This window comes from Desulfovibrio sp., assembly GCA_016208105.1.
Taxonomy (GTDB): Bacteria; Desulfobacterota; Desulfovibrionia; order Desulfovibrionales; family Desulfovibrionaceae; genus Fundidesulfovibrio.
The window spans coordinates 200,073-211,842 of the sequence record JACQYS010000019.1 but is presented as its reverse complement, the minus strand read 5'-3'; the positions used below and the strand labels follow the sequence as shown (position 1 = coordinate 211,842).

Here is an 11,770-nt window from a genome sequence, read left to right as displayed (position 1 = left end):
GCGTGACACGTCGGCTGTCTTTGGCGGTTTTTTTGGCTTTCTTCGTGGCGTGCCTGCCTCTGGCTGGTTCCGCCCAGGCCGCGGATGCAAGCGGGGACAAGGACGCCACAGCCAAGCCGGATGCCAAGAAAGCTGGAACGGATACAAACCTCAAGGCCGGCCAGCAGGCTAAGACTCCGGCCAAGCCTTCTTCCTCACAGAAGAAAGCCGTGGTCACGGACGTGCAGGTCTATTCCGGCCGTGACTACTCGCGCATCGTGGTGGTTCTCTCCGGAGAAGCCGGACGGCGCTGGCAGCTCCTGCCGCCGGACCCCAAGGACGGGGGAGTGCGCCGCCTCTACGTGGACATGGACGAAACCGTGGTCAGGGCCGGGGTGCCCAGTCGCTTCGATGTGCGCGGCGATGTGGCCCGGAAGGTGCGCCTGGCCCCGTTCAAGCCCGGAGTCACCCGTCTGGTGGTGGAGGTGGAGAACCTCAAAAACCAGAATGTGTTCGTGATGGAAAATCCCTATCGGGTGATCGTGGACGTGCAGGGTGAAGCCTCCAGGAAGGAACCGGGCAAGGAATCACCTAAAGACCAACCCAAGGCTCAGGCCGGCAAGGCTGGCATCCCTCTGGAAAAATCCGGAAAAAAAGGCTCCTCTCCCGTCGTTCAGGGAGAGAAACCCGGTTCGCCAGGCGTGAATCTAGCCACGCCAGAGCGCAAGAAAATGGCCAAACAGCTGGTGGAACAGCTGGGGCTCACGGTGCGGACCGTGATGGTTGACGCCGGGCACGGGGGGCGCGATTCCGGGGCGCGCGGTGTGGGCGGACTCTACGAGAAGAACGTGACCCTCGAGGTGGCCAAACTTTTGGGCAAGCACCTGGAGAAGATGGGCTTCGAGGTGCTCTACACCCGCACTACGGACAAGTACGTCCCCCTGGAAATGCGCACGGCCATGGCCAATGCCCGCAAGGCTGACCTGTTCGTGTCGGTCCACTGCAATGCCCACGGCAACCCGAACTCGTCCGGCATGGAGACCTATTCTTTGAACCTGGCCTCCACCCCTGACGAGGTGCGCGTGGCGGCCCGGGAAAACGCCGTGGATCCCAGGCGCATTTCGGACATGCAGAAGATATTGGACGAGCTCATGCACGCCTCCAAGCTCACCGAGTCCCGGGAGTTCGCCAAGTCCGCCCATCAGACAACCCTTTCCCAGGCCCGCAAAAGTCTTAATCTCCGGGATAGAGGCGTGCACGAGGCACCATTCTATGTTCTGCTCGGTGCCAAGATGCCTGCCATCCTTGTTGAGATCGGCTACATCACCAATCCCTCCGAAGGCGCCAAGTTAAAGGACGAGAAGTATCTCGACGGGTTGGCCAAAGGTATTGCCGAAGGTGTGAAAGGCTACAAGGAACGCATCGAACGCTTTGCGGACAAGAATTGAGCGTCGGGCAAGAAATCGGTTTTCCGGGATAATTGTGCCCAACCCTTAAGTTTCCTTGCATCTTTTCCGATTCATGGTAGATTAATGCCAAATCAGGGGGTACTGCCATGAAAAGAAGCCTGCTTGTCACCGCTTGCATTTTTGTTTTCGCCGCCAGCGCAATGGCTCAAACGACAACGACAACCACGACGAGCACCTTTGCTTACCCAGGTCTGGAGGGCGTGCTTTACTCTGGAATGACGGCCCAGCAACAGAACACCTACAATGCCATTCAGCTGTATATGAACTACTCCACGCAAGTGGTTACAGCCGCCGCATACAGCCAAGCTGAAAAGAAGCTCCAGAACGGGGATGTGCTTACATCTTTCGAAAAGTCCATCCTGGCCAGGGGACCTTTCGCCATCACCACAGGCAATCAGGCCTTCGTGCCTGTCGGTGGTACAACGACCACGCAGTAACGGTCAAAAGTGCCTCCTCGAATCTTCCGGGAGGCTCCAAGCCTGAGGGAGAGTGCCAGTATGACTTGGCCGCTGGCGCCAGGAAGGATGCCTGCTCGCGCTCGGTGCGAGGCAGGTTCTTCATTGTGTCCGCTTGACTGCTCTGTGGAGCATCCGTAAGCAAAAAACCATGCTTGCTTATGTCTGTGGGCTGCGCTCCAACCTTCCATATTTTCTCATCGCGTTCTTGTTCGCAATATTGGCAATAACGTTCGGACCAGACGTCGCCAGCCCTTTGCACGCTGCCGTCTACACATGGACGGACGAGAAGGGCGTGGTGCACATGACCGACCGCAAGGTCGAGGATCCGAGCAAGAATGTAACGGAAATAGGCAACCCAAGCCTCCCCGTGGGCTCGGGAAGCCGGAAGGAAATCATTCTCAATGTGATGGCTCAAGCCAGGAACGATCCCAAGTTTGCTGAACTGCACAAGATCGTCGACGAGTATCGGCGCAGCCATACCTATTCCATGGTGGACTACTTTGTCTGCATTGATATGGCCTTGGAGCTCTTCAATATTCTCAAGACCAAGCAATATTCCCCCAAAGTTATGGCCGGAAACGTCAAAACAGATGTCGCGGGAATGGATCCGGCCAAAAGAGCTAGGACCTTCGACCACGCCTGGGTGGTGGTGGAGCTTTCTCCGGGTGTCCATGCGGCACTGGAGGGTACCGGGGGGGTCGTGGTCAATGAGAAGACCAAGAATTTTGAATACTACTATCAGGGCCTGATCTTCTCGAATCCCCGTCAGGCCAAGGAGACCGACGTCCTGATGCGCAAGCGAAACGAGAGCTGCGGCAAGGCAGTGAATATAGTGGAGGATTGGAACGCCAACTACGCCGGCAGGGCCGCCGATCAGCGCATGGTTCAAACCAAGGGGTGGGTGGACGCCAAAGTCGCGGAATGCACCGAGGCCCAGAAACAATACGAAGAGCTCGTCAAAAAACAGTACCGTACCCTCTACTGAGGCGTGGGAGGTCTGGCTGCCATCCCTGTTCTGATTCGGATGCCCCCCCCTCAACAGCGGGCCTGAGGTTCTGGTGAACGTTTGTTGCAAGACCAGGACGCGATTCTAGCGTTCCGACGAAGAGCTGGTTTGATATCCAGGCCGGTGGACAGATTCATTTCCAGCCGCTATCATACTGGTTCAATCTTACAGTTTGTATCGGGATTTTCTCTTCATCCTCCCAGCGCAGACGAGGCTGAACATGAAGACCGTCCTTGTCATTGACGACGAGAAACCCACGCTTTCGATGTTCTGCTTGTTGCTCGAGGCGATGGGCTACGAGGTCCTCACTGCGGAAAGCGGTGCGGAGGGGCTTGAGCTGTTTGAATCCAAACGGCCAAAAATTGTGTTAACCGATATCAAAATGCCCGACATGGACGGCCTGGAAGTCCTTTCCCGCATCAAGGCATTGGATGCAGAGACGCAGGTCATCGTCGTCACCGGGCATGGAGACGTGGAGCTGGCGCTGGATTCGCTGAGCTTGGACGCCACGGGTTTTATTGACAAGCCCATCCGGCAGGATGTGCTGCAACGGGAACTGGCCAGGGCTCGTGAACGTCTGGATTCCAAAGGTCTGGCAGTCGAGCATGTCCAGGTCCGGCGGGAGACTGGTGTGCTGGTGGTCGAGGTTGGTGGCAGGCTGTCGGCTGCTTCCGAAACCGCATTCGACGCGGCAAGGGACAAGGCGGCGGAGCTGGGTCAAAAGGTGGTGGTGAGTCTGGACGAGTCAGCGCGGCTAACGGGAGCGGGGATCGCCCTTATCACACAGTTGCTTCTTGCCTGCCGCGATGCGGGCTCTTTGGCGGTTGTGGCCGCTGCCACCGAAGAGCAGCGGCAATTGCTGCAGGACGCCGGCGTTGCACATGCGGGCAAGATTTTTCCTTCTGAAGCCGAGGCGCTGGCAAGCACTGCTGAACAAACAGTCTGACCGGGAGGACGACATGACCACGCTAAAGACTGCAACCCTGGCAGCGTTTGCCATTCTTACGTTTGTTGCCACTACTGTAACGATACTCCGGGCTGAGCCGCCCAAGGTTGGGGCGGTGCTGCCGCAAGGGCTCCAGCTGTCAGCGCCGCTTGGCGCGGAAGAGAGGAACTATCTTGGCTGCGGGGATGGAGGCACGTTCAAACTCTCGGCGGTCAAAGCTGACTTTGTCATCATTGAAGTCGTGGGTGTGTATTGCCCGCAGTGCCATATCCAGGCGCCGCTTTTCGATAAGTTCTACGCCAGGCTGACCAAGGATAGCGAACTTGGTGGCAAGGTGAAGATGCTTGGGCTGGCAGCGGGAGCAACCAAAGAGGAAATGGAATATTTGCGGGATTCGGGTGTGTACAAATATCCCGTGGCCTGGGACCCAAACTTCGCTGTTCATAAGCAGTTGGGGGAACCCAAAACGCCGTTCACAATGGTGGTCGATTCCAAAGGCAAGGTGCTTTTCGCCCATATGGGCATCATCGAGGATGTGAACGCCTTTTACGATCAAGTTTCCAAACTGGTGCGTTAGCTCAGAGCGGGTTGGCAATGCCTGGCGCAGACTCGCAAGACAATGTGGGCAGAGCGGACGCCCCATGCGCGGACACGTTTCATCTCAGAATTCTGCATGATGCGGCTCGCGAGCTCTCCACCCTGACGACTCCCCGCCAGATAGGTAAGGCTTTTCTCTTGACCGCCATGGGGGGGCTCGGCGCGTCATCGGCATTTTTCGTGCTCGCTGGAGCGAATGAACAATCTGTTGGGGAAGATTTGGTCATGCACCGTGGCATTCCTTCTGGGGAAGCACGAAAGCTGGAACAGGACTCCGGCCAGGTCTGGCGGCAGTGGCTGGCCAAGGGGGGCGGGGACTGTCTGCCCGGCAAACCTCGAGTCATCATCGCTGAAGCCAGCCGTGAGAGCGCTCTCTTTCCGAAGGGGGCCAAGCTTCTGGCACGCTGGAGTCAAAACGGCGGGTTGGGAGGGCTCCTGATGCTGGGCCCCAGACTTGGCAATTCCGAATACGGACCTGAGGACAGGGATTTCCTTCTGAGCCTGACCGACACGCTTCTCGGCGCCCTGTCCAGAGCATTCCTCACACAGCGCCTCGCCGCCATGGGACAGGATCTCGCCTTGCGCAACGCGCTTCTCAACAATCGGGTCTTTCAACAGGACACCCTGATCCAATCTCTCACCGAAATGAGCGCCATGACCTCCCCCGAGCAGCTCTTGGAGAGTTACCTGCTTTCCATGGCAGGGACAGCGGGGGCAGGGAGCGCCTATGTCTTTTTGGCCGATCGCTCTGGTACCATCCGGTCTTTCGTCGGCAGGGGAGGGGGGCGCGCCAAAATCTCAGGTTTTGATCCGGTCCGATTCCGGCAAGTGGTGACCAGCGGGCTGTTCACCGCTGGCGGGCGCAAGTCGGATTGGCTGGAAGCCCCGCATGACTTGGCGGAATGCGGTCTGCCGGAAGACAGCCCTGGGATATGGTTCGTGGCTGGCGAGGATGCTTTTGGGTTTGTTGGCCTGGGCCCCCGCCTGGACGGTTCCCCTTTGGATCAAGGCAGACGCGAAACCCTGCTGGCCGTGACAGGCGCTTTTCTTACCAGCCTGCGCATGGTGAGGCTCCTTGAAGCCCAGCGTCTGCGGAACGAGGAGCTTGCGGCCAGCAACAACGAATTGGCCCGGCTCATTGAAGAGCTTACCTCGGCGAAGGGTGAGATTGACGGACTTCAAAGGGCCAAGGCAAGAATCAAAGATCTGGTAGCCCAGGAATTGAATCGGGTATCCAGAGCGACCTGGATGGATTTCGGTCTGATACTGGCCGTGGCGGCAGCAATAGGGTTCCTGTTCAACTGGGCAAACCCTTCGGGGGTCGATCCGCTTCCATCCATCTGGTCCCGCCCCGAGGCGGTGACGGTAGAGGCGGGGACGTCCAGGAGGCTTTTGGAGAGTGGGCAAGCCGTTCTCATTGATGCCAGACCCCAAGAGTCATTTAAAGTGAAGCATATCGACGGGGCGACGAATGTGCCCTCGGCGCTGTTTGATTTCATGTACGGCATGCGGCTGGCCAAGCTTCCTCCTGAAAAGCCGGTGCTGGTCTACGGGCGCACGGTGAGCAGGCTCTACGATGAAACTGTGGCCGATCTTCTGAAAAAACGGGGGCACAAAGACGTACGGATTCTGCGGGGAGGCATGGAAGCCTGGAAGTTGGCGGGAGGAACGTTGCGACCATGAGCTCAAGGATTTTCGAACATATCCGGTTCGTTCTGACGCATCCATGGCTGGCCGTGGCGTTCAGGCTATACATCGGGGGAATCTTTATCTACGCCAGTGTCTACAAGATCAATTATCCCGCGGAATTCGCCGACTCCATCGCCAGCTACGAGCTTGTTCCCTACTGGGCGGTGGGAATGATGACCGTCATAATGCCATGGACAGAACTCATTTGCGGCGTGCTGGTCATCGCGGGCATACGCCCCAAGGCAGCCATCCTGGTTCTGATGGGGCTTATGGTCCTGTTCACCGTGGCCATCGTCATCACGCTGGCCAGAGGGGTTCCCATTGGATGCGGCTGTTTTCACTCTTTGGAGGATCAGATCAGCTGGAGAACGTTTTTTAGGGACATCGCCTGGTTGGCCATAACGGTTCACGTATACCTGTACGACCGCAGGCTGCACATGGAGAACCTTTTCCTGGCAAGGGTTAAGGAGCTGTAATGAGAAAGATCATAGCCCTGCTTTTTGCCCTGGCCGCAATGGCCGCCTCATGCAGCGGCTCCTCTGGCGCGGAGGGAAAGTATGTTGCTCAAGGGGCGGATGGGAAAATCGTCACGTTGACACTCAAGGCCGGTTTCACCGGAGAGTGGGAAACCCATACCGACGCAGTCTCAGTACGATGGGAGGCGAGGGGGTCGGAAATCTGGCTGCACTCCAAAGGAGGCGGTGTGTTGCGTGGGGTGTGGTCGGACGGGGCATTGCGGATTGCCCTGCCCGGAGAGGGCGAATTGGTGTTTGTCAGGCCGGGAGCCAAATCAGGCGGGTAGCCGTTCGCTGGCCAACCAAGTGCCCTCTGGTCACTGAGGGCGTTCATTTGTGGGCGCTATGCCTGCTGGGCGGCCTTTATCTTCCCCAACAAGTGTTTTTCCATCTCACGTCCGTCCTTGCGCAGCCGGATCAACTCAGCCTCGAGTACTGTGAGCTTGCCCTGCATTTCATCCTTGGACAGCCTGAGTTCCTCGATTTCGGAGCGGGCACGTGCTAACTCAGCCTTGAGGGCGTCCACCGTTTCGTCCGGCAGTGCCATCTGTCCCGGCTGCCCACCAGCCTGTGTGAGAAGCCCTTGAAGCTTCTCTCCGATAGCCTCGGCCATTGCCGTGCCGATACGCATGGCAAGCTCCTCGCCGCAGCCCTGATCAACTTGGCCCATCCCTCGGAACTGCACGGGAGTAACCACGGCGGTTTCGTCGGGGGTGATGTTCACCGGCAGGGTTTTGGAGAGCTCGGCCTTGGCATCGGCAACGGACAGTCCTGACCCCAGGAGGTTGCCAATGGACCGGAAGATGTCCACCGCTTCGGCTCGAAACCGTCTGTGCCGGCCTTGACCCACACTGGGGAGGAGCTGGTCGAAGCGGTTCTTCCAATAGTGCAGGGTGGACTCGGGCAAGTCCAGGAGCTTGGCAATGGCGGAGATGGAATAAAGCTTGGCGTGTGACACGGACTCTTCCTTGGGGTGTTTGTTCGTGAGTAGTGCGCCCGGGAGGGAGAGTCAACTTCGCTGCCTGCAAAATCCTCCAGGAATCAACCTTCACGCAACCTTCATCTACTCGCAACATGGAGCGGCTAGACGGCAAGGAAAGTTCTCCACAACCACCGGAGGCCTCCATGAACCAAGTGACAGAACCGAAAACAATCGACCTTTTCACACTGGAATCCAAAGTCAAGAACCCTCTGGCCAGAACGGTGCTCAGAGCCGTGGGGAAGCCTCTCGGCAGGGTCTTGGCGTTGGACATGATCTCGCGGCTTTCCAGAAACATCCCCGCAGGTGCCACAGGGCGGGACTACTTGCGCGAAGTCATTCGGGCTTTTGGGTTTACCTGCACCGTAACCCCTGAGGATATTGAGCGCATACCCAAGCAAGGGCCACTGGTGGTTGTGGCCAATCATCCCTTCGGAGGGATGGAGGGGCTTTTGCTGGCCGAGATGCTCCACCAGGCACGCCCGGACGTGAAGATAATGGCCAACTACCTGCTCGGGCACATCCGGGAGCTTCGGGACATGTTCATCCTGGTGGATCCGTTCGGCACTGAAAAAGCTCTGGGCCGAAACATCGCCCCGCTGCGAGAGAGCATCGCCTGGCTGCGCGATGGGGCCTGCCTCGGGGTGTTCCCGGCCGGAGAAGTCGCTCATTTCACCATGCGCGAGGGCCGAGTGGCGGAACCCGTCTGGAGCCCTTCCATCGCACGCATCATAAGGGCCTGCGGGGCCACGGTGGTCCCCGTGCATTTTTCCGGAGCCAATGGCCCCATGTTTCATCTGGCCGGTTTGGTGCACCCGAGGCTTCGCACCATGCTGCTTGGGCGCGAGTTCGTGAACAAAGCCCACAAGACCGTAGAGGTCCGTATCGGGGCCCCAATCCCCCCCTCTCAACTTGAAGAAATGGGCGACAAGCAGGCTGCCGACTATTTGCGCCTTCGCACGGAAATCATGGGCAAAGCAGCCGCGAAGCCCAAGATCACATTCAGCCGCTTCCCCCTCCGTACCATCAGCCGCCAGGAGGCCCTGATAGCTCCAGTGGATCCGGGACTCATGGCCAACGAAGTTGGCAGGCTTCCTGAGCGCGGCCTTCTGCTCACCAGCGGCGAGTTTTCGGTGTACGAGGCCAAAGCCAGCTCTATCCCCTTGGTGCTCAGGGAGATAGGTCGATTAAGAGAGCTCACTTTCCGGAAGGTGGGAGAGGGAACGGGCAAATCTTGCGATCTGGACGCCTTCGACAAGCACTACAGCCACGTGTTCATTTGGAACAACAAAAAGCTGGAAGTGGCGGGTGCTTATCGTTTGGGAAGAACGGATGAGATTCTCAGTGGAAATGGCGGGAAAGGGCTTTATGTCTCCACTTTGTTCAAGCTCAAAACGGGCTTCATGCTCGAACTCGGCCCTGCTCTTGAGATGGGCCGTTCCTTCGTGTGTCCTGAGTATCAGAAAAGTTACAATGCCCTGCTCCTGCTCTGGAAGGGCATTGGTACGCTGGTTGCCCGCGAGCCCAAATACCGCAAACTTTTCGGCCCTGTAAGCATCACCAATGAGTACCAGGCCGCTTCAAGGCAACTGATCGCCGGGTACTTCGAGTCCAAAAGGGAAATGCCTCAGCTTGCAAAACTGGTGAAGCCACGGTCTCCGTTGAAGGGTTCCTCCTGGCTGAAAAGGGCAGCCAAAGCCTTGGTGTCCGACGTGGAACAGCTGTCGGAGCTGGTGAGAGCCGTGGAGGGCGATCAAAAAGGCATTCCCGTCCTGTTGCGCCAATACCTGAAGCTCGGCGGAAAGCTCCTGGCTTTCAACGTTGACCGGGAGTTCAGCGACGCCCTGGACGGACTCATAGTGGTGGACTTGCTCAATACGGAGCGCCGACAGCTTGAGCGCTATTTGGGCAAGGAGGGCGCGGAAGCCTTCCTGGAATATCACCAGGGAGGATACAGACATAGCGCGTGATTAACGTTTTCGTAAAATTTTTTTGAGTCGCAAAGCGCTTCTAAAGACTGGCATTGGCATGTGCTTTACGGCGTCAAATCTCGAAAAATGAAGCTTTCAGCTATTTCGTGATTGCCAGTTAACAATTTTGTAGTTACTCTTTCCTCGGGCAAAAAGGCTGCGATAATGAACGTGGCCCGCAAATACTCGCCCGGGAAAGTCATGAACACTGTCAGCCAGCTTGAATTGAAGGTCCTTTACGAGATCTCGCAAATAATCGGTCAGGCCCTGGATCTGGACCAGACTTTGGGAGATATTCTGCGCATACTCTCGGACACCTTGGAGATGAAGCGGGCCACGCTCACGCTCCTGGACGAGGAGACGAACCTGCTCTCCATCCGCGCTTCCCACGGGCTCACGGCCGAGGAGAAGAAGCGGGGAGTCTACAAACTCGACGAGGGCGTTACCGGGCGCATCTTCCAGACAGGGAAACCCTTTGTGGTGCCGGACATCTCCAAGGAGCCGCTGTTTCTGGATCGTACCGGGGCCAGGCGTCTTGAGCGTGGACGCATCGCATTTCTGGGCGTTCCCATCTCGCTCAAGGGTCAAACCGTGGGCGTGCTTACCGTGGACCGTCTGTTCGGGGAGGATGTGTCCTACGAGGAGGATGTGCGCTTCCTCTCGATAGTCACCGCGCTCATCAGCCAGTTCGTGCAACTGGGCAAGCAGGTGCGAGCCAGAGAAGAGCACCTCAGGCGGGAGAATCTGTCGCTTCGCGTCAAACTTTCCAAGACCTACCAGAGGTTCTTCATCGTCGGTCAGAGCCAGCCCATGACCCGCGTGCACCAGATGATTGAAAAGGTGGCGCCTACCAGGGCAACGGTGCTCTTGCTCGGCGAATCCGGCACCGGCAAGACGCTTACCGCGCGCATGATCCACGAACTGTCGGACCGGGCCAAGTACTCCTTCATCAAGGTCAACTGCGCGGCCATTCCAGAGAATCTGCTGGAGTCGGAGCTTTTCGGCTACGAAAAGGGGGCCTTCACCGGAGCGGCGGCTCCCAAGCCCGGCCGGTTCGAGGAGGCTGATAAGGGAACAATCTTCTTGGATGAAATTGGGGAGCTTTCCCCTGGCATCCAGTCCAAACTGCTGCGGTTCCTGCAGGAACGCGAATTTGAACGTCTGGGTGGCTCCAAAACCCGGAAGGTGGACGTGCGCATCATTGCGGCCACCAACCGCGATCTGGCCGAGGCAGTAACCCTGGGCGAGTTCCGGGAGGACCTCTTCTACCGCCTGAACGTCTTTCCCGTGCTCGTGCCGTCGCTTAGAGAACGCAGGGAAGACATTCCGGCTCTGCTCAACCATTTTCTGGACAAGCTCTCCCGCGAATATGGGCGCAGGCTCTCCTTTTCACCCCGCGCATTGGATGCCCTGGTCAGGTACGATTGGCCGGGGAACGTTCGCGAAATGGAGAACCTGGTGGAGAGGCTTTCCATCATGGTGGAGGACGAGCGCATCGATCTGGGGGATATCCCTCCTTATTTTTTCACGACAGGAAAACCCGTGGTTCCTGTCCACCAGGAGGGCCTTGGCAGCTTGAAGGACATGGAAAAACGCGAGGTGGTAGCGGCCCTTGAACGGCACGGCTGGATCCAGTCCCGGGCAGCCAGGGAGCTTGGCTTGACGCTTCGTCAGATGGGGTATCGCATCAAGAAATTCGGGCTTGAACGCATGATCGACGAGAAGAAGGGCCGGGAGCCCTCCCTGGGAATGGAATAGCCATGCCGGGGTAGGCGAGAGAGTTGACGATGAGGGCTCTGCTCGAATTCTTTATTGCACAAAGTTGATGTATTCCGGGCAAGGATGGAGCTGGTGGGCAACAGCAAGCAGGGGACGGCTCTTGACCGCATGCCCGGACAAGTTCATCCCACGCCTGGGAGGACATCATGAACAGCAAATTCGATGTGTATTTCAAGGGAGCGATACTTGTCTTGCTGGCCCTCTTTTTGTGGGCGTACCTGGAAGGGCGCAGCGTCGGAAGGTATGCCTACTTCCGGGACGGTGATCTGGAGTTTGTGTTGGATACCTCGACAGGCGTTGTCTACCAGGGAGGGTACGCAATGAACCACCTGACAGGACAAGAAGGGCCAGTTAAAAAATAACCCCGGTCTAAAAGGAGGCTT

The 11,770-nt window shown here is 57.8% G+C and carries 12 protein-coding genes; 11 read left to right on the top strand and 1 reads right to left on the bottom strand.

The window, feature by feature from the left end; genetic code table 11:
* Positions 1-2: 2 nt before the first annotated feature.
* The 8 genes from HY795_10870 to HY795_10835 all read left to right on the top strand — a co-directional run bounded on the left by HY795_10870 (position 3) and on the right by HY795_10835 (position 6,946).
* A complete protein-coding gene (locus tag HY795_10870) occupies positions 3-1,427 on the top strand; it encodes an N-acetylmuramoyl-L-alanine amidase (GenBank protein ID MBI4805723.1) in 1,425 nt (474 codons plus the stop codon).
* Between the two features lie 107 nt (positions 1,428-1,534).
* The gene (locus HY795_10865) at positions 1,535-1,885 is read left to right on the top strand and encodes a hypothetical protein (GenBank protein MBI4805722.1); all 351 of its coding nucleotides are present in this window, start codon (positions 1,535-1,537) and stop codon (positions 1,883-1,885) included.
* A gap of 169 nt (positions 1,886-2,054) precedes the next feature.
* Complete coding sequence (locus HY795_10860; GenBank protein ID MBI4805721.1) at positions 2,055-2,891, top strand: DUF4124 domain-containing protein; 837 nt, start codon at positions 2,055-2,057, stop codon at positions 2,889-2,891.
* A gap of 241 nt (positions 2,892-3,132) precedes the next feature.
* A complete protein-coding gene (locus HY795_10855; GenBank protein MBI4805720.1) occupies positions 3,133-3,858 on the top strand; it encodes a response regulator in 726 nt (241 codons plus the stop codon).
* A gap of 13 nt (positions 3,859-3,871) precedes the next feature.
* Positions 3,872-4,435, top strand: a complete 564-nt coding sequence (locus tag HY795_10850) for a TlpA family protein disulfide reductase (GenBank protein MBI4805719.1) — start codon at positions 3,872-3,874, stop codon at positions 4,433-4,435.
* 17 nt (positions 4,436-4,452) lie between these two features.
* Positions 4,453-6,138 carry a rhodanese-like domain-containing protein gene (locus HY795_10845; protein MBI4805718.1) on the top strand — a complete coding sequence of 562 codons (1,686 nt, stop codon included), beginning with the start codon at positions 4,453-4,455 and terminating at the stop codon, positions 6,136-6,138.
* Positions 6,135-6,620 carry a DoxX family membrane protein gene (locus HY795_10840; protein ID MBI4805717.1) on the top strand — a complete coding sequence of 162 codons (486 nt, stop codon included), beginning with the start codon at positions 6,135-6,137 and terminating at the stop codon, positions 6,618-6,620. The genes HY795_10845 and HY795_10840 overlap by 4 nt, the downstream gene beginning before the upstream one ends.
* The gene (locus HY795_10835) at positions 6,620-6,946 is read left to right on the top strand and encodes a hypothetical protein (protein ID MBI4805716.1); all 327 of its coding nucleotides are present in this window, start codon (positions 6,620-6,622) and stop codon (positions 6,944-6,946) included. Before HY795_10840 ends, HY795_10835 begins: the two co-directional genes overlap by 1 nt.
* Positions 6,947-7,002: 56 nt before the next feature.
* Here the strand turns inward: HY795_10835 and HY795_10830 are convergent, their stop codons facing one another.
* The gene (locus HY795_10830; GenBank protein ID MBI4805715.1) at positions 7,003-7,617 is read right to left on the bottom strand and encodes a MerR family transcriptional regulator; all 615 of its coding nucleotides are present in this window, start codon (positions 7,615-7,617) and stop codon (positions 7,003-7,005) included.
* A gap of 167 nt (positions 7,618-7,784) precedes the next feature.
* Between HY795_10830 and HY795_10825 the strand changes: the two genes are divergently transcribed.
* From HY795_10825 to HY795_10815, 3 genes are all read left to right on the top strand, one after another.
* Entirely contained in the window at positions 7,785-9,608 is a 1,824-nt protein-coding gene (locus HY795_10825) for a lysophospholipid acyltransferase family protein (GenBank protein ID MBI4805714.1), read from the top strand.
* 201 nt (positions 9,609-9,809) lie between these two features.
* A complete protein-coding gene (locus HY795_10820; protein MBI4805713.1) occupies positions 9,810-11,366 on the top strand; it encodes a sigma 54-interacting transcriptional regulator in 1,557 nt (518 codons plus the stop codon).
* Positions 11,367-11,533: 167 nt separating this feature from the next.
* Positions 11,534-11,749 (top strand): hypothetical protein, encoded by a 216-nt coding sequence (locus HY795_10815; GenBank protein ID MBI4805712.1) that lies wholly within the window; start codon positions 11,534-11,536, stop codon positions 11,747-11,749.
* Positions 11,750-11,770: the final 21 nt, after the last annotated feature.

Coding starts and splice junctions, on each gene's coding strand:
- HY795_10815 (MBI4805712.1), top strand. CDS start 11,534: ATGAACAGCAAATTCGATGTGTATTTCAAGGGAGCGATACTTGTCTTG.
- HY795_10825 (MBI4805714.1), top strand. CDS start 7,785: ATGAACCAAGTGACAGAACCGAAAACAATCGACCTTTTCACACTGGAA.
- HY795_10865 (MBI4805722.1), top strand. CDS start 1,535: ATGAAAAGAAGCCTGCTTGTCACCGCTTGCATTTTTGTTTTCGCCGCC.
- HY795_10840 (MBI4805717.1), top strand. CDS start 6,135: ATGAGCTCAAGGATTTTCGAACATATCCGGTTCGTTCTGACGCATCCA.
- HY795_10845 (MBI4805718.1), top strand. CDS start 4,453: ATGCCTGGCGCAGACTCGCAAGACAATGTGGGCAGAGCGGACGCCCCA.
- HY795_10855 (MBI4805720.1), top strand. CDS start 3,133: ATGAAGACCGTCCTTGTCATTGACGACGAGAAACCCACGCTTTCGATG.
- HY795_10820 (MBI4805713.1), top strand. CDS start 9,810: ATGAACACTGTCAGCCAGCTTGAATTGAAGGTCCTTTACGAGATCTCG.
- HY795_10850 (MBI4805719.1), top strand. CDS start 3,872: ATGACCACGCTAAAGACTGCAACCCTGGCAGCGTTTGCCATTCTTACG.
- HY795_10835 (MBI4805716.1), top strand. CDS start 6,620: ATGAGAAAGATCATAGCCCTGCTTTTTGCCCTGGCCGCAATGGCCGCC.
- HY795_10860 (MBI4805721.1), top strand. CDS start 2,055: ATGCTTGCTTATGTCTGTGGGCTGCGCTCCAACCTTCCATATTTTCTC.